Genomic DNA, 18,445 nt, shown 5'->3' with positions numbered 1-18,445 from the left:
CGCTCGCCCACTTCGGTGGGGGAGCGGCGTCGGCGTTTGTGCGGCACGTCGTGGGGGCGCTGTCAGGCGAGCACGATGGTGCGGTTACCCGAAATCACCACGCGGCCCTCCGCGTGCCATTTGACGGCGCGGGACAGCGCCTGGGTCTCGGCGTCGGAACCGGCCGCCACCAGATCGCTGGGAGTGTGGGCGTGATCCACGGGGATCACGCGCTGGACGATGATGGGTCCCTCGTCCAGGTCCGACGTGACGTAGTGGGCCGTGGCTCCCACCATTTTCACGCCGCGATCGTAGGCCTGGTGATAGGGTTTCGCGCCCTTGAACGAGGGTAGGAACGAGTGGTGGATATTGATGCACTTGCCGGACAGGGCACGGGTGAGATCGTCGGAGAGAATTTGCATGTACCGGGCGAGCACCACGAGTTCGGTGTCGTAGTGCTCTACCAGTTCGAGCAGTTCCGCCTCCGCCGTGGGCTTGGAATCCTTGGTCACGGGAATGTGATGGAACGGAATGCCGTAGAAGTCCACGAGCGGCTGAAGGTCGGTGTGGTTGGACACGACCGCGACGATCTCAATGGGCAGCGAGTTGACCCGCTGGCGGTGCAGCAGGTCCGTGAGACAGTGCGAAATCTTGGAGACCATGATCAGCACGCGAGTCTTCTTGCGGGCGTTGACCAGACGAAAGCGCATGCGGTGCTGGTCGGCCACCGGTTGGAAACCTTCGATGAGGGACTCCGTGGTGACGGCACCGGGGTTGCTCATGGTGTGGCACCGGATGAAGAACTCGCTGTTGTGGCGGTCGGAGAAATGCTTCACGTCGAAAATGTCGCACCCCTGGTTGGTGAGATTCGAAGCCACCGCGCTGACCAGACCGTAGGCCTCGGGACAGTGGACGGTGAGAATGTGCTCATCGGGCGTGGACAGCGGGGCGAACATCAGTGGGAATCTCCTAGGACAACAACGGGAACGGCGCGTGCGAGGGGCGTAGCTGATCCTAGCGGGGCGGTGAACCCGTGAGCCACGTGGGCAAGGCCCAGGGGCGATGATCTTCTTCCGCGCGATGCGGCGGGGATCCTGAGTGAGATGGTAAAGCGTTTACAACCGGTGGCCGCGGGAGCGGACGGTAGGAGCCCGTCCGGCGCGGGGAGAGGTGCGCCTCTGTGAGAGAACCAGCGGCCACCGGCAGGCGTAAACGCCTCAACGGGATGAAGCCGTGGGCTGAGCGGCTATCAACGCCGGGCATCAGCCACAAAGCACCCCCCAGTGCGAGTGTGGTGATTTATCCCGTGCGAAGTCTCCCGTTGTGGTGGTTTCGAGAACCACACCATAAAGAATATCGGAAATATGGGGTGTCCAGTGACCTTCCGATGAATCTGTGGAGACTTCGTAAGCGCTACGCCCCACCGATGGATACTTTGGAATGTATCTATTACTAATACGTAACTAGAGGCGGGCTAGGCGTTATGTCATCACGAACCCGGCGTTAGGGGAGTTTCCCCTCGCCAGAGCATGAGTAGTCATAATCTGTGGGTAGAGTTTGTGGCCCAAAGTGGGGACAACTCATGACGGGTCATTTTCGTATCGCGACCGTGTCGGGAACCCATCTTTTCCTGCTCCGGCACCATCTGAACACTTTACTCCGGTGCTCCTTATGCGACGGTTGTGTTAAAGGCCAGGCCCAACACATAGGTCGCAATGGCCGCGCCGTAGCCGATGGCCAGCTGGCGCAGTCCGCGCTTCAACGGGGACGCACCCGAGAGCAGGCCAACGCAACCGCCGGTGACGATCAAGGCGAGACCCACCAGGAGCATGCCGACGATCAGCGCCGGGCCGCCACCCAGCCCGAAGAAGTAGGGGAGGAGGGGGACGATGGCGCCGGAGGCGAAGAAGCAGAAGCTGGACGCCGCGGCCCCCAGGTCGGTTCCGAGTGCCTGGTTGTCCTCGGCCTCCCTCGGGTCCTCCTGTTCCGGCCGGCCCGGGTTCAGCGCCGCTCGGGCCTTGGCGTCCTGGAAGGACAGGGAGGGGTCGCAATCGCAGTCGAAATGGCCCATGCGTTCCGCAGCGCGGTGTTCCGCGGCTTCCTCGGACATGCCCCTGGCTCGATAGATCAAGGTCAATTCATTGGCGTTCAGGTCGAGCTCGGGGGCCACGCTGAGTGTCACTTGGGTGGGGCGGGAGGCGTCCAGTAGTTCGCGCTGTGAGCGCACGGAAACGAACTCCCCTGCACCCATCGACAGCGCGCCCGCCAAGAGACCGGCAATTCCCGAGACCATGACGATCGAGCTGGAAACCCCCGTGGCGCCGATTCCCATGATGAGCGCAAGATTGGAGACCAGGCCGTCATTGGCGCCGAACACTGCCGCGCGAAAATTGCCCGACAGTCTCGTGCGGCCGTCCGTGGCGAGGGCACGGATGATTTCCTCGTGGATGGCTTCGTCGGCGGCCATCGCCTCCGTCGCGTCCGGATCTTCACGGTACGGGGAGCGAGATTCCGCTCGCTGCAGGAGCGCCAGCACGAAGACTGTGCCGAAATGCTTGGCCAGGAACATGAGCGCCCTGGAGCGCAGGGAAGGACGCCCCCGTTTTTCCCCGTGCGGGCCCAAGAGCCGGCGCCAGTGTTCCGCGTGCCGGTCCTCTGCAACGGCAACCTGGTGCAGAATCTCGCCCTGTTGAGCCGGGGCCCGATCGGCGAGGTGCTGGTAAATCGCGGCCTCCGCGAGTTCGTCGGCCAAATACCGGCGCCACCGGCGGATCTGGGTCGAGGTGGGTTCGATGGACGCCGTGTGATCGGAATGGGGTGATTCAAAAAATCCCATGAGGCCAGAGTGTACGCCGCGCCCCGGATTCGGGATTTCGGACCCCCGAATCACCGGAATGTAGGCGACCGGGGTCGGTCCCACCCATTACCCGGTGCTGCCCGGACCGTCCGGTCAGCGGGATCGCCGTCGCAGGATGGCGAAGGCTACTACGCCCACCAGAATTCCCCAGAAGGCCGAGACGATGCCGAAAGGCTGGATGCCCGACACGGTCACGACCAGCGTGATCAGTGCGGCCTCAATGACGGCCGGCTGGTAATTGCCTTGGTGCATGGAGTCGAACATTGACCCCTGCAGCGCGCCAAGCAGGGCCACGCCGGCCAGTGCAGAGATCATGCCCGGCGGGATGGCCGAGAACAAGGTGACGATGGTGGAGGCGAAAGCGCCGAACACGATATAGAAGCCACCGCACGCGATGCCGGCGATATAACGACGTCGGTGTTCAGGGTGCGCTTCGGGGCTCGTGGCGATGCCCGCGGTCACGGCGGCCAAATTCAAGGCATGGGAGCCGAAGGGGGCGAAAAGGATCGAGGAAATTCCGCTTGCGCCCAACAGGGCACGGTCATGGGGCGGAAAGTTCGCCGTTTTCATCATGGCCAACCCGGGGGCATTCTGACCGGCGGCGGTCACGATGAGGAGCGGTACGGAGATGCCGGCGATGGCGGCCCAGGAGAACGTGGGCAGGGTCAGAACCGGGACGGTCAAGCCGAAGTCCGGGGAGACGGACGTGATGGCTCCCGATATCCAGGCCACCGCTATCCCCGAGGCCATGGCCACGAACACCGCGTAGCGGGGGATGAAACGCTTTCCCATGAGGTAGCCGATCACCAGGGCGCCCGCGGGAGCGGGATTTTCGACCACGGACGGGGCAACTTGGATGGAAAAGGGCAAGAGCACGCCCGCGAGAACGGCAGCCGTGATGGGTTTGGGGATCGCGTTCAGAATCTTGCCGAACAATCCCGTGACGCCCAGCAGTAGACCCAACACCGCCGTGACGATGTACGCACCAATGGCGTCCGAGAAGGTGTAATTGCCCAGAGAAGTGATCAGCAGTGCCGCCCCGGGGATCGACCACGCAACCATGACGGGTTGCCGGAACCACCAGCTGCACAGTACGCAGGTGATCCCCGAACCCACGGAAATGGCCCACACCCACGATGCCGTCTGTGCGGAGCTCAATTCGGCGGCCCGGGCTGCTTCCAGGACCACGAGCAGAGGACCGGCGTAGGAGACAACCACGGCAACGAATCCCGCGAGAGTTGCCGACAGTGACCAGTCCTTGCGCAATGACGGTCTGGGGCTGCATTGACGTGGCTGCGCTTGCGTGCTCATGGTTCTCCCGGTGGTAGGGAAATGCGTGGGGCTCAGCCCACCCTATGGGGAAACTCACACCGGGGGAAATATGAATGGGGCACTATTTTATCCGACTCAAATATCAGTGTTCGTGGGGCACTGCTCACGGTCGATGACCGTCAGAGTTCCGGTGTGTCCTTCCGGGACCGGAAAACTACCGGTGCCCCAGTGGAAGGCATAGGGATTGTTGCACGACCGGCCGTAACGCAGGGCGGTGAGAACCCGGTGAGCGGCCTCCGCGGGCGGGTGCGGACCCGAGGTCCACGGTTGATCTGAGCCCAACGGCTGACGCCAGCTGGCCGCTTCGAAGAACTCGGTGCGATGAGGCCATGCCTCGGGCGGCAGCTGACGGGCCGAGCTGACAGCGCACTCCGCACCACCGGGGCCCGTGCGAACCCACGCGGCGGGCGTGTCGGAAGCTGCGGGAGCGTCGTCGTACTCAATGACCAAGAAGTCATTCCACAGGAGATCTGCTATGGCCACGGTGAAAAGATTTTCCAGTTTTCCCCACTCGGTGGCCGGAGGGCAGGTCTCCGTGACCTCGACCACTCCGATACCGGCCCGTTCAAGTCTGTGACGAGCCCCGGGGACGGGTGTCTCCGGGTTGACGGTGGGGGGCATGAGTTTCACTCCGAACGCGAGAAAACTGCGGCTGATCAGGGGGAACAATCGAGGAGGACTGCTCGCAGCAATGGGTGCCGCTGTTATTCACGGTAGCTACCCGCGCGGGGCTGGTCGACACCCCGCGCGATTATGACTCACCGTTGAACGGCGGTTCAGGGGGAGAGGAGCGTACGGATGTCATTGGCCGTGATGGCGGAGGAGAAGGCGCGCTCGTCGTCGAGGACCGCGGCGAAGAGATCGGCCTTGCGCTGCTTCAGTTCCATGACCTTCTCCTCAATGGTGTTCTCCGCAACCATGCGGTACACCATGACCTTTATGGTCTGGCCGATGCGGTGGGTCCGGTCCACGGCCTGGTTCTCCGTGGCGGGGTTCCACCACGGATCCAGGAGGTAGCAATAGTCGGCTTCGGTCAGGTTGATACCGAAACCGCCGGCCTTCAAGCTCACCAGGAACACGGGTGCCCTGCCGCTGCGGAACTTCTCGAGCGCGCCGGCCCGGTCCCTGGTGGAGCCATCCAGGTAGCTGTACGGAATCTTGGCTTCGTCGAGCCGGGCGGCCACCAGCTTGAGGAAACTCGTGAACTGGCTGAATACCAGGGGGCGGTGGCCCTCCGCGACGATCTGGGGCAATTGTTCGAACAATGCATCCAACTTGGACGAGGACGCCGTGGACTCCGGGTCCACCAAGGCGGGATCCAGGGCCAACATGCGCAGTGTGGTCAACGACTGGAAGATCGTGAAGCGATTGCGATCAAAATTCTGCAGCAACCCCAAGATCTTGGCCCGTTCCCGCTGCAACCGTCGGTCATAGGCGGTGCGATGAGCCTGATTCAACCCCACGTGCTGCGTGTGCTCCAGTTTCGGGGGCAGTTGCAGGTCGACGTCGCCCTTGGTGCGGCGCAGCATGAACGGGCGGATCCGCGTGCGCAACCGCGCCAACACGTCCGGGTCCTGAGCTCGTTCAATCGGAGTCTGGTAGAGCTCGGTGAACTTCTTCTTGGACGGGAACAACCCGGGGGCCGTCAACGAGAACAGCGACCACAACTCGGAGAGGTTGTTCTCCATGGGTGTGCCGGTGATGGCGAGTTTGAACCGGGACGAGAGATCCTTCACGGCACGATAGGCCTTGGTGCGCGGATTCTTAACGAACTGGGCCTCGTCCATGATCACCCCGGCCCACGGCAGGGACTGGTAGAGATCAGCCTCCAAACGCAGCAGCGTGTAGGAAGTGAGCACCACGTGCGCCCCGCGAGCGGTCTCCGGCAAATGCTGGCGCGTGGAGTTCATGGTTTCAATGGTCAACGACGGCGCGAAGCGCTTGAGCTCGGCCGTCCAGTTGGCGACCACTGACGTGGGCGCCACCACCAGGAACGGTGGCAGGTCCGGGTCCGCATCGCGTGCACGGAGAATCGCGGCAATCGTCTGCACGGTCTTACCCAGTCCCATGTCATCGGCCAGGATGCCGCCCAAGGAGTGGTCCCACAGAAAACTCAGCCAGCGGTAGCCCTCGTACTGGTAGGGGCGAAGGTTCGCCTGGAGGGACTCCGGTTCTGCGGGGGCCGGAATCTCCTGGAGGTTGGCCAGCGCCCGGACACCGTTGCGCCACTGTTCGGCCTGGTGGGTGTCCGTGGCGATGTCCTCGAATTGCTCCCACAACCCGGCCTGGTACCGGTTGAGGGACAGGGGCGCACTCTTGTCCTCCTGTAGTGAGCGAGCCTCGGCGATCAACTGCTTCAGCCGGAGGAATTCGGGGCGGTCCAAGGGGAAATAGGAACCGTCCGGCATGAGCAAGACGTCCTGACCGACGTCCAGGGCTTGGAAAATGTCCGAGAACGGTACGTAGTGCTCGCCCACCCTGATGGTGACACCCAGCCCGAACCAATCCCGATGTTCGGTGGGCGCCGTGGACACAGTGATCTCGGGGGCGCGGGTGACTTCTCGATACGCGGGGATGCCACCGGTTTCCTCGATGCGCAGATCCGGGACCTTTCGCAACAGGGGCAACCACACCCGGATGAACCGGAGGGCGTCGGATGCGGCGTAGGAACTGCGCTTGAAGTCCAGTTCCGGAATCCTGCGGTGCACCGCCTGCACCACGGAGGACTCCCATCTGGACTCCCGGTTCACCGGCTCATCGGCCAGTGGATTCAAGGGCCGGAACGGCAGGCGGATGCGTTCGCGGCCCTTTTGGTACTCCCATTCCCACTCCACCCGTTCCGTAAGGTCGTCATGGTGGACCGTGAGCACCATTTCCGGATCCGCCACCTGGGGCAGCTCCAAGGAACCGTCCGTGGCGGTGATGTCCATGCTTTGATGCAGGCGCGGGAAATACCGTTCGAAGAACTCGTCCACGCCGTCACGGGGAATGGTGAGTTCTTCCGCCCGGTCCAGGAATGAGCGCTGCTGTTGATTCAACCGCGTGGCCAACGGGACCAGGTGCAATGGGAACTGGTTGAGATCATCGGCCAATTCCAGCTCACGTGGCTGAGCCTCGGGGAAGAACAGGCCGTGGCCCGGTTGCCCGATGATCCTGGTCCAGTGAAGTGGGATCTCGCTGTCGGCCATGACCAGGTGCGGGTACAGCTTGAGAGCCCCGTTCTCATCCGAACTGACACTGACCTCGAATCTGCCGGCCGGCCCCACGGCAACCCGCTGACCTGTGCCCTGCGAGACCAAAGGAATGCCCAGCACCTCGGCGCGGTTCAGGATGGGCCACAGCAGGGGAGAGGTGTAGCGCTCCATGTGGAGCTGGTGCCGGTCCACGGCGTACGAACCCCGGTGGGATTCGGACAGCGCTCTCAGCTCCTCGAACCAATCCAACTGATCCTCGGTGAGCCGCCCGGAGCGGGCATGATTGGCCAAATTGCCCCAGTCGATGCCGGTATGGATCCAGCCGGAGCGTTGGCCGCGAAGCACCGGGCGTGCCGTCAATGTGACCGGTACGGCGTTGTGGTCCTGCTGCCAAGCGCGGGGGCCGCGATGCTGCACCCGGGACAGGTTCAATTCCAAGGCGACCAGTGGGCCGTGTTCGGGGTCCGTCACCACCCGATCGTGATCGGAACCGGGGACGATGCGGGACAGTTCACTGCGCCAGTCGGTTGTGAGCCCAGTGGGCCGAGCGCTCGCGAAACGTACGTCACCATCCATGCCAATTACCGTACCGCCCTCCGGGGACACGCACAGGGCGCGCGCGGTGATGGCGGCTGTCACACCGGCGTCTCGAGGCGGCGTCGGAAACCTATAATCATGGTGAACTGGATTTATTGTCACCGCGCCACTGGGCGCAGACGGAGGATTCGTGGCAGACGCCGCCGGGCTCCACACGGGAGACCACGCCATTGCATCGGGACCCCAAGAAGTTGAGTATTTACGCTGGAACGACGCTGTGGCCAGGGCTTTCTGTGGCACGCAGGCATCCGGTGAACTGGTCCACCTGGACCTGGACGACAAAACCCTCGAGAAGATCGGGGCGGAATTCGGTTTGGACGGGCCGTCCGCTTTGCGGGCCATGGCCGATTCCGTGACGCCGTTGTTGGTGGCGGACGGATCTCGCCGTTCGATGTTCGACGCCTTCAACAAGCTGACGGAAGCCTGGTACCGGGCTTCCAGGCGTCAGCTCAACGACCTCAACAGGATCGGGCCGCCGCCCGTGGTGGCATTGTTGGCCCTGTTCTCCCTGGCCGGGCGGCACATGTCCGCGCTCGCGGCCCGCACGGGAAACAAATCCGTGTCGGCGTTCTACCTACCGTTGGCGATTTTACTGCAAGCCGGTCAGGACAACGCCAAGGCCCTGGAGACGGCCGTGCGCAAGGACTCCGAGATGTACTGGGACGCCCTGCGATACTGGTTGGAACTCTTCGACGGGCAGTTCGGCCTGCCCTCCGCCCACGCGGTGAACCATCGGCCCGTGGGCCTGGCGCTGTCCCAGACAATGTTCGGGGAGGCCGAGCTGCGGCAGCTGCACCGCATGTTCGAGGACCTCGAGCTGACCACGGCCCAGGGAATGAGCGCCCAGGAACTGGGAATCTACGTGGATTTCTGGCTCGACATCGCGGACACGGACGTTTCCAAGGGCATGCGTCGCATCTGGTCCAACCCGCTCACTCGCGACGCCGGCCTCCAGGTCGCGTTGGCTCAGCTGGGCGCGTGGGAATCCTCCCGCGACGACGACGCCGCCGCGGCGGTTGCCACGGAGCGACGAGCTTCGCGACACCTGGGCCCCCGCAGTGTCAGCCTGTCCATGACTGACGGAACCGATTACGTGGGCAACCCGATCTTCGAGCTCGGATTCGTGGTGCCCAAGCGGATGATTTCCGGGCGTGAAGTGGAATTGGCCACCGAGGCCGGGCCGCGCACCATGTTCTTGTCCTACATCGGTGACGCGTACTTGGGGATCTCCGCCTACAACTCGCGTATGTCCAACGAGACGTTATTGTCCGGTGAACTCACGCTCAGCAACGGTGACACCGCCATCACCCGGAACCCGCGGCCGGTCGTGGTGTTCGCCAAGGACGCCTACTCGGACACGTTCATCTCGGTGGATCACATCCCTGCCGCGTGGCCGTCACGGATCTTGGTGCAGAACAAACCAGAATGGGTCGAGCAGATCACCGCCATCCTTGATGACTCGGCCTCACCGGACTACCGCATTGTGGGCCCGGGGGAGAACGGACTGCCCGAGGACTGGGTGCTGTTCGACGATGTCCAGGTGCTGCGCGCCGGTGACCCGATGCTCACTGCCAACGACAACTTCGCCGGGCTGGTGCCCCGCCTGGTGCCGGCCGTCACGCTGTCCGGTGGCCTGCGCATCCCGGGAGATGTGAGACGATTCTCGGCGTTGCGGCCACCGCAGATCACGGTCACCTCGGACTCCGATGATCCGCTGTCGCTGGAATGCGAATGGCGGAACCCGCACTCGTTCAAGCTGATGTCCACCAAACTGTCGGCCCCTCGAGTGCCACCTTTCCAGGTGAGCTTGGAGGGCTCGGACCTGATCCGGGACAACAAGACGCTCAAGCCCAGCGACTACACGCTGGTGCTCAAGGCTGGGCGCACCGTCAAACAGCGCCTGGAATTCCGCGTCCGTGACAGCTCCTTCTACATCACTCAGCGCTCGCTGGGCTACGAGGGTGAAATGGTGCACGTGGCGCAGGAGCCGTTGTGGCCCGTCACCTCGACCACCCTGGACGAGCTGCCGGATGAATACGTGCAGGGTTCCTTTGACAACATGGACTCGGTGGAACTGGCGCCGGACGCACCGCACGTGACGGTCCCCGGGATCGCGGGCTGGCATTCGGCCGAGGGTCTGATGCACCCCGAGCGCAGCAATGAACTTCCCGCACCCGAGGGGCCATCGTGCCTGAGCACCGGCAAGCACAAGGTGATCCTGCCGCCCATGGACCCCAAGGCCAAGGCGCCGTGGATCTTCGGACGCTGCCGCCGTTGCGGGCTCACCAAGCGCTACCCCGGGCGGCTCACCAAGCTGTCCGCGGTCGGTCAGACCGGTTCGGTGGAGTCCTTGCAGTTCATCGGTCCCGACTACGGCGACTATCCCGGGTCCTGGGCACCGTTAAAGGACGCGCTGACGTTTTTGGGTGGCGGCAAACGGGGGAGCCTGTCGATCGTCGCCCGCCAGGCCGAGGATTCCGAACGCTTCGAAGAATGGTTCGTGGGGCATTTACAGGCCCTGGGTTTCCTGGAAGTCATTCGCGACGGCAGCTGGACCGTACGTCGCTGGCAGGTGTGCTCACCCGCGCTGACACAGTTGGTGGATGGTTCCGTGTTGCTCACCGGCGGCTGGCGTGCGGAGCAGGAGGAAACGGTGACGGGCATCGCGGAATCGCTGGGCGCGGAGGTCGTGGTGCTCTCGCCCGAGGACCACGCAACCACGCTGTTGCAGGACGTGGACCTGGATGCTCTGCGTGACGAGCTTCCCCATGGCGCGTGCGATGTGGTTTACGAGGCGGGACCCGTCATGCTCGACACATTGCCACCCCTGTCTTCGGTCGTGGAATCGTTGCCGCTGATCGAGATGCAGTACAACGGCGTGGCCGAGCACTTCGTTCCCGAAGACGCCACATGGGAGGCCACGGAGGACCGTAACCAGGCGGGGCTGTTCCGCATCAATCACCACCATCGCACCCGTTACGCGTTCCGCACCGAGGCCGACGTCGCTTCGGGCCACGCCCGCCCGGTGTCCTCCGCACTGGGTAAGCACCTGGCCGCTCGGGACAACGGGGCACCGTTGGTCAGTTACGATTCGGAGCTGCAGTTGGTGTCCGTGCCGATCGGCGCGGAGTTGCCGGGGCTTTACGGCCGGGCCGCGGTGCTGTGTTCCGGTCTGCTGCCGACCAAGGTGGACGAGGACTTCTCCTTGAACTACGGGGACATCTCCGAGGAGTTCGCGAGCGCATTGGTGGCCAAACTGCTGGCCTGAGAATCGTTGATCATGATTCGCCCGCGCACTAGGCACGGTGTGAATACACGACTGAGGCCCCGCACCATCCAATGGTGCGGGGCCTCAGCACGTTCGGTCCCGATCAGGCGCTGAGCGCCACCGGTTTCGGTTCCAATTTGTAGAACGGAACACCGCCGGAAACGTTGGACGCTCCGGGAACCAGGAGCTGACGGTACTTCTCGCACCACTGGGCGCGGCCGCGATTGTGGGCGGTTGCGTGAACCAGGGCGCGAACGTTGCCGCTCAGGTATTCATGAACGTCCCCATTGGAGTCCGTGAGACGCACCACGTGGTGGTCGGGGTCGATGTCGACGGTGACGTCAACCCATTGTTCTCGAGAGGACTCGGTCGTTGCGCGTAGTTGTTGAATGTTCTTCATCAGTGTTGTGCTTTCATACAGAAAGGCTCTTGCTGCGCACGCGGTTGCGCCACAGCCGCTTCGTCATCCAAACCACCCCTGAACCGAGGGTTGGCGCGCGCCGGGTTGGAGCCCAACGGGCGCGCGGTGTTAACACCGCGCGCCAGAGCGCATCTCGTGAAGCTGGATTCGAGCGTAGCGGGTCGACGGCGTGGTAAACCAGGGAATGTCACATAACGTCACCAAAAGTTAACCAACGAATCGTTTGTGCACCACGGATCACGGCGATGTTGTGGACAACCTGCGCGCGCGCGAGGCAATGGTTCGTGCCCGTGCATAGTGATCCATGAGCTGATCACACACGGCGGTCCACGTGCGGGTCTGCACGGAGTCGTACGCGGTGCGGGAGAAGGCGGCGCGTTTAGCGTTGTCACCCACGAGATCCACCACGCGAGCGCGGAGCATCTCGGTGTCGCCGGGCTTGTACAGCCAACCGTTGCGGGATGAATCGACAAGGTCCACGGGCCCTCCTCGACCCACCGCCACCACGGGAACCGCGCTGGCCATGGCTTCCTGGATCGTCTGGCAGAAGGTCTCGTGTTCACCGGAGTGGACGAACACGTCCAGGGAGGCCATGGCGGTGGCCAGTGCGTCACCGTCCAGGAAGCCCGCGAAGTACGCGTTGGGAAGCATGAGGCGCAACATCTCCTTCTCCGGTCCCGACCCGATGATCACCAACCGGGTGTCGGGCAGCGAGTCCAGCACCACGAGGTCCTGAACCTGCTTCTCGGGTGCCAGACGACCCACGTAGCCCACGAGCTTGCGCCCGCCGCCCACGCGTTCGCGCCAGTCCTGATCGCGGCGGGCGGGATCGAACCGGCGAGTGTCCACCCCGCGCCGCCACATGCGCACGCGCTGCACACCGTGGGCATGCAGCTGCGAAATGGCGGCCGTTGACGGTGCCAGGGTCACGGTCGAGGAATTATGCATGTTTCGCACATGGCTCCACAACACGTTTTCCAGAACGGGCGCGCCGTACCGCGCCGCGTATCCGGGGATGTCCGTCTGGTACACGGCGGCGCACGGTAATCCCAGGTTCTTGGCGGCTTGAATGGCCTGCCACCCCAGGACGAAGGGTGAGGCAACGTGAACGACGTCCGGTTGGAAACGGGTCAGGATTCGTTGCATGCGGGCCACAGTGCAGCTGGCCACCCGCACGTCCGGGTATCCGGCAAGCGGAATGGATGCAATGCGTTGGACCCTGACACCGTCGAGGGTGGCCACGGAACCCAACGTGCTGAACTTGTCGTAGGACGGGGCAATGACCATGGCTTCGTGGCCTTGCGCCCGAAGGTAGTCCAGGACTCGCACCACGGAATGCGTTACGCCGTTGACGTGGGGGAGGAATTGTTCGGCAACCACTGCGATTTTCACGGTTAACACGATGGCCCGGTCGGGTCACCGGACGTCCAAGCCCCGGTGACCTGTCGGTGAAGTCTGGGCCAACTCCGGTGGGGACGTGGAAAGATGGGGGGCGATGAACTTCCCCACCTTTTCCAGCACCCTGTCCGGGGTTCGCGAGCGGTCGCAGCGCCGTCGAAACAATGACCCCGGAGATTCACCCGCCGCACCGCCCTCGCCCGGTTCTCCCCGGGGCGGCCGTGAGGGCGGATTCCCCATGCCCCTGTGGTTGCAAGGAGTGGTTGAACTCATTGCCGTGGCGGCCGTGAGCTTGTTACTCACCGGGCTGGTGATGGCAGCGGTGTGGCTGGCCGGCGGGTTCGATTCGTTAGGTGTGTTGGGCGGACTTCAGCTTGCGGGTCAGGTGTGGCTGGTGGCGCACTGTACGCCGTTGACCATGGCGGCGATCCAGGGCATCGACCTGTCCTCCGGGGGTGGAACTCTCACCCTGGTCCCCCTGGGCCTCACCCTCATACCGTTCGCCCTGTCGGTCATCGCGGGGAGGAGGATTGCGCGCGCGTGCTGGCGCGGTCAGTTCCTCATCCCCTTCTGTGCCGGCATGGTCAGCTACGCGCTGATCGGAGCGCTCGTGGCGCTCGTGAGTAGCACCGAGTACGTCTCGGTCAGCGTGCCGGCCGGTGCGGTGTTCCCCTTGATTCCCGCGGGCCTGGGGACTTTGGTTGGGGGGTGGAGCGTATCGCGCTCATTGGCCGCGATCCTGGGTGCCGACGCCGCATCGTGGATCCAGCGCACCAGCCAGTACTCCAGGTGGGCGGGTTCCTACCTCTGGGCCGTGGTACGCGCGGGGTTCTTGTCCGCCGTGGCCATGATCGCCGCGGGTGCGTTGGTCACCGCGGTGACGCTGGTGTGGAATTGGGACCGGATCATTGCCGTGTACCAGCGGTTGGGCACGGGCGCCGCCGGTGACACCGCCCTCACGGCGCTGCAGTTCGGCTATCTGCCCAACATGATCGTGTGGTCCGCCGCGTGGATCAGCGGGGCCGGATTCTCGGTCGGGGAGGGCGCACTCACTTCGCCATTCGAGACGTCACTGGGTGCGTTGCCGCAGTTCCCGCCGTTTGCGGCCCTCCCGGAGGGGGGTCCGTGGGTTTATGCCCCCGCCGTGGTGGTGCTACCGGTGCTGGCCGGAGTGCTCGCGGGCTGGTGGTTCCTGCGCGAGGGCGAGAATCACCTGGACGACTGGATGGCCATCAGGTTGCCCATGCGGTGGTTCACGTTCATCGTCTCGACCGTGCTGACCGTCGCGTTCATCGCCGCGATCGGCGCGGGTCTCGTGGCCTTGCTCGCCTGGTTGTCCCAGGGATCGCTGGGCATGGGGAGGCTCACGGACATCGGGCCCAATGCGTGGCACGTGTTCCTGTGGGCCGGCGCCGAAATCACCGCGGGCGGCGTGATCGGATACATCCTGGGCCCGTGGCTCGAACGCGAGGGCTATCGAAAGAATCCGTGGAACAGTTCCCTGGAGGAGCCGCCCCGGGGCAATTCTGATCCCGAAGACCAGCAGCGCCACGGTGCAGAAGCCTCCGCGGCCGCCCGGGCCGCCAAGGTAGAAGCCAAACAGGCCAAGAAGGCGCAAGCCCGGCAGAAGCGAGCGGCCAGGAAATCAGTACGGCGAAAGGCCGCACGGCTAGCGGTGCCCGAGGCGGACGCGCGGCCGGATGACCGCCAACCGCAGCAGACCGAGACTCCGGCACCGGTCCGGCCCCGGGGCGATGAGACCGGGACCGGAACTGGATCGAGCGGCGTCGGCGGCGATCGGAACCGCGTTCCGTGGAATGCGAACGGGTCGACAGCGGTGACCCCTCAGGGGGCGGGTGAAGCGGACTCAACCGTGGCGGACGGCGCCGGCGTGGCCGTGTTCGACGGAACGTGGGCGGATTCCGGGGATTCTGCCGATGCGGGAGACTCCGACGCGGCGGGCGCCCCCGACGTAGTGGGCGACCCCGACGGCGCGGGCTCCGGCGATGATTCCCCCGGACCGGTCTCGAGCTCCGAGCCGGAGAGGTAGTTCCAAATATTGTCCGTGAGCTGGCGTTGACAGTGACTGGTGGAGGACAGCGTGAGGGCGGAGGAGGCGCACTCCTGGTAGACCTGCGAGGCCGGCCAGACGGCCAACCGTGCCCCACCACCAAAGGCATTGAACCCGCCCCACACAATGGCCAGGACGGCCAGGAACGTGAGGAGCATGCGGGGCTGCACCGTGCGGGACGTGCTCAGCACCACGATGCCCAGGACCACGCTGGCCAGTGCCATGACCACGCCCACGGCCGTGGACCACACGAGACCGGTCACCAGGGCGGAGGACAGCAGGGCGAGACCCGCTGCCACACCGGCAAGCCTCAAACGGGAGGACGCGCGTGCTGTGTCTGGGCCGTCGGAATCCTGCATGATCTCCACTGTAGGGCAGCGGCAGGGTCCGGGTTGACCGCAGAAAATCGCTAGCATGATCGGTATGCGACTCGTGGTCATGGTTTCCGGTTCCGGTACGAATTTGCAGGCAATCATTGATGCGCTGCACAAAGGCCACGTGGACGTGGACATTGTCGCGGTCGGCGCGGACAAACCGTGCGCAGGTTTGGAACGCGCGGAGGCCGCCGGGATCGACACGTTTTTGGTGCCGCTGGCGAATTACCCGGAGCGGGAGCAGTGGAACCGGAGCCTGGAACGCGCCATCGCCAACTACAACCCGGACCGCGTTGTGTTCGCCGGGTTCATGCGTATCGTGGACGCTCAATTGGTAGCGCGTTTCGCCGGCAGGATCATCAACACGCACCCCTCGCTGCTGCCCTCGTTCCCGGGCGCGCACGCCGTGCGGGACGCCTTGAACTTCGGTGTCAAGGTCACCGGCGCCTCCGTGCACGAGGTCGTGGCAGACGTGGATGCCGGCCCGATCCTGGCCCAGGTGGCCGTGCCGGTGACCCCGGAGGATACCGAGGAAACCCTGCACGAACGCATCAAATCCGCCGAACGCGGTCTCCTCGTCAATGCCCTGGCGACACTGAGCCGCGAGGTTAACTTTGATTCACCGGGGAAAGAGCAGTCGTAGACTTTCCTGTGCCACCGGCACCATCCCTACCTCTCCTGGAGTTTTTGTGAATTCGATTCAGCTGGACCGTGTACCCCTCAAGCGCGCCTTGATCTCCGTGTATGACAAGACCGGCCTGGAGGAGCTGGCGCGCGGCCTGCACGAGGCCGGAGTAAGTATCGTCTCGACCGGCTCCACGGCGCAGCGGATCTCCCAGGCTGGCGTGCCCGTCACCGAGGTTTCCGAGGTCACCGGGTTCCAGGAATGCCTGGACGGCCGCGTCAAGACCCTGCACCCGCGGGTACATGCCGGGATCTTGGCCGATCGCCGCAAGCAGGAGCACATCGACCAATTGGCGGAACTCGAGATCGAGCCCTTCGACCTGGTGGTCGTGAACCTCTACCCGTTCGTCGACACCGTGCGTTCGGGCGCCGCTCAGGACGACGTGGTCGAGCAGATCGACATCGGTGGCCCGTCCATGGTGCGTGCCGCCGCCAAGAACCACGCGGCCGTATCCGTGGTGGTGGACCCCGCTAGCTACCCGGGCGTGGTCGATGCCGCCCGGGGAGGCGGTTACGATTTCACCGCTCGCCGCAAGTTGGCCGCGACCGCGTTCGCGCACACGGCCGCCTATGACACCGCCGTGGCCACGTGGACCGCCCAGCAGTTCGACACCGACACGGAGGCGAACTTCTGGCCGCCCTACGCCGGTCTCGCGTTCCAGCGCGCCGCGTCCCTGCGCTACGGCGAGAATCCCCACCAGAAGGCCGCGCTCTACGTGGACGACGCCGCCTCGCCGGGCATTGCCCAGGCCGAGCAGCTGCACGGCAAGGCCATGTCCTACAACAACTTTGTGGACGCCGACGCCGCACTGCGCGCCGCCTACGACTATGACCAGCCGGCCGTTGCCGTGGTCAAGCACAACAACCCGTGTGGTGTGGCCGTGGCATCAGCGGGTGCCACGGACCCCATAGCCGATGCCCACCGCAAGGCTCACGCGTGCGACCCCCTGTCCGCCTACGGTGGTGTGGTAGCCGCGAACCGCACCGTGACGGCTGACATGGCCGAAACGCTCAAGGGCATCTTCACGGAGGTCGTCGTGGCGCCAAGTTTCGAACCCGCCGCTCTGGAGATCCTGCAGGCCAAGAAGAACATCCGCTTGCTCGAGCTGCCGGAAGGTTTCGGGCGTGATCCGCTGGAGTACCGCGCCGTGTCCGGGGGAGCCCTGTTCCAACAGGCCGATCGCTTGGACGCCCCCGGTGACGATCCCGCCAACTGGACCCTGGCCGCCGGTGAACCCGCCGACGAGCAGACCCTGGCCGACCTCGACTTCGCGTGGCGCTCGCTGCGCGCGGTGAAGTCCAACGCCATTCTGCTGGCCGATCACGGGGCGTCCGTGGGCATCGGCATGGGCCAGGTCAACCGCGTGGACTCCTGCAAACTGGCCGTCGAACGCGCCAACGCACTCGCCGAGGACGGCTCCCAGCGGGCCCGCGGCGCCGTGGCGGCGTCGGACGCGTTCTTCCCGTTCGCGGACGGCCTGCAGGTGTTGTTGGACGCCGGTGTGCGCGCCGTGGTCCAGCCGGGCGGTTCCATCCGCGACGAAGAGGTTGTCGCGGCTGCACAGGCGGCCGGTGTGACCATGTACTTCACCGGGGCACGTCACTTCTTCCACTGAGCCACGGTTTTTCAGCTGGGCAGTTGCCTCGCCCGAGCGCGTCGGAACCCCGGTGCTCCCGGTGCGCGGGTTATTGCTGGCCGTTGATTGCGCGGTGCTCCCGGGACAGCTCAATGTAGTGTTCGGCGTTCTCACGCACGGCCGAGCGCTCCTCGGCCGTGAGTTCCCGGCGGACCTTCCCGGGAACACCGGCAACCAATGAACCCGGGGGCACCCGCGCACCTTCGAGCACCACGGCCCCGGCGGCAATGAGACTGCCGGTGCCGATCACCGCGCCGTTGAGCACCGTGGCGTTCATCCCCACGAGTACTTCGTCCTCCAGAGTGCACCCGTGGACCACGGCGCCGTGGCCAACGCTGACGCGCTCGCCAATGATGCAGGGATGACCGGGGTCGGAATGGACGGACACGTTGTCCTGGAGATTTGAATCCGCACCCAGGCGCAAGGGCGAACGGTCGCCGCGCACCACGGCACCGTAGAACACACCGGCGCCCTCGCCGATCTCCACGTCGCCGATCAGGGTGGCGTTGGGCGCAATGAATGCGGTCCGGGCGATCTGCGGTTCATGGCCGTTGTAGGGGAGAAGGACGTGCGGTACCGCACCGGCGGGTTCACTGTGTGTCATGGACCATATTTTATCCGCCGTCGTACCGG

Annotated in this window: 12 protein-coding genes and 1 riboswitch; of the genes, 4 read left to right on the top strand and 8 right to left on the bottom strand. The window is 64.6% G+C overall.

From position 1 onward, the window contains the following. Window positions 1-62: 62 nt before the first annotated feature. The 5 genes from purU to AC3ENJ_RS05160 form a co-directional block, all read right to left on the bottom strand. A complete protein-coding gene (purU, locus tag AC3ENJ_RS05180) occupies window positions 63-935 on the bottom strand; it encodes a formyltetrahydrofolate deformylase (protein WP_190781799.1) in 873 nt (290 codons plus the stop codon). A gap of 713 nt (window positions 936-1,648) precedes the next feature. After that, window positions 1,649-2,815, bottom strand: coding sequence for a VIT1/CCC1 transporter family protein (locus tag AC3ENJ_RS05175; RefSeq protein ID WP_431813314.1), 1,167 nt, complete (start codon window positions 2,813-2,815; stop codon window positions 1,649-1,651). Between the two features lie 114 nt (window positions 2,816-2,929). After that, entirely contained in the window at window positions 2,930-4,147 is a 1,218-nt protein-coding gene (locus AC3ENJ_RS05170; RefSeq protein ID WP_431813313.1) for a benzoate/H(+) symporter BenE family transporter, read from the bottom strand. 96 nt (window positions 4,148-4,243) lie between these two features. Beyond that, entirely contained in the window at window positions 4,244-4,789 is a 546-nt protein-coding gene (locus AC3ENJ_RS05165; RefSeq protein WP_431813312.1) for a TY-Chap domain-containing protein, read from the bottom strand. Between the two features lie 155 nt (window positions 4,790-4,944). Next, window positions 4,945-8,001, bottom strand: coding sequence for a DEAD/DEAH box helicase (locus AC3ENJ_RS05160; RefSeq protein ID WP_431813311.1), 3,057 nt, complete (start codon window positions 7,999-8,001; stop codon window positions 4,945-4,947). Between the two features lie 88 nt (window positions 8,002-8,089). Here AC3ENJ_RS05160 and AC3ENJ_RS05155 point away from each other — a divergent pair, with 88 nt between their 5' ends. Next, window positions 8,090-11,227, top strand: a complete 3,138-nt coding sequence (locus AC3ENJ_RS05155; RefSeq protein WP_431813310.1) for a hypothetical protein — start codon at window positions 8,090-8,092, stop codon at window positions 11,225-11,227. 103 nt (window positions 11,228-11,330) lie between these two features. On the opposite strand, the gene AC3ENJ_RS05150 is transcribed toward AC3ENJ_RS05155, so the two are convergent. Both AC3ENJ_RS05150 and AC3ENJ_RS05145 read right to left on the bottom strand, forming a co-directional pair. Beyond that, a complete protein-coding gene (locus tag AC3ENJ_RS05150) occupies window positions 11,331-11,627 on the bottom strand; it encodes a hypothetical protein (RefSeq protein WP_431813309.1) in 297 nt (98 codons plus the stop codon). A 20-nt stretch (window positions 11,628-11,647) separates the two neighbouring features. After that, a riboswitch (SAM riboswitch) is annotated at window positions 11,648-11,789 on the bottom strand. Between the two features lie 96 nt (window positions 11,790-11,885). Next, a complete protein-coding gene (locus AC3ENJ_RS05145) occupies window positions 11,886-13,040 on the bottom strand; it encodes a glycosyltransferase family 4 protein (protein WP_431813308.1) in 1,155 nt (384 codons plus the stop codon). Window positions 13,041-13,284: 244 nt separating this feature from the next. On the opposite strand from AC3ENJ_RS05145, the gene AC3ENJ_RS05140 reads away from it, so the two are divergent. From AC3ENJ_RS05140 to purH, 3 genes are all read left to right on the top strand, one after another. Beyond that, window positions 13,285-15,096 (top strand): cell division protein PerM, encoded by a 1,812-nt coding sequence (locus AC3ENJ_RS05140; protein ID WP_431813307.1) that lies wholly within the window; start codon window positions 13,285-13,287, stop codon window positions 15,094-15,096. A 435-nt stretch (window positions 15,097-15,531) separates the two neighbouring features. After that, a complete protein-coding gene (gene purN / locus AC3ENJ_RS05135; protein ID WP_223841299.1) occupies window positions 15,532-16,134 on the top strand; it encodes a phosphoribosylglycinamide formyltransferase in 603 nt (200 codons plus the stop codon). A gap of 46 nt (window positions 16,135-16,180) precedes the next feature. Continuing rightward, window positions 16,181-17,791, top strand: a complete 1,611-nt coding sequence (gene purH / locus AC3ENJ_RS05130; RefSeq protein ID WP_431813306.1) for a bifunctional phosphoribosylaminoimidazolecarboxamide formyltransferase/IMP cyclohydrolase — start codon at window positions 16,181-16,183, stop codon at window positions 17,789-17,791. 70 nt (window positions 17,792-17,861) lie between these two features. On the opposite strand, the gene AC3ENJ_RS05125 is transcribed toward purH, so the two are convergent. Continuing rightward, the gene (locus tag AC3ENJ_RS05125; RefSeq protein WP_431813305.1) at window positions 17,862-18,416 is read right to left on the bottom strand and encodes a gamma carbonic anhydrase family protein; all 555 of its coding nucleotides are present in this window, start codon (window positions 18,414-18,416) and stop codon (window positions 17,862-17,864) included. Between the last annotated feature and the right edge of the window lie 29 nt (window positions 18,417-18,445).

It is taken from the genome of Kocuria sp. cx-455, from assembly GCF_057707085.1.
This window is presented reverse-complemented; position numbering and strand designations above follow the sequence as displayed.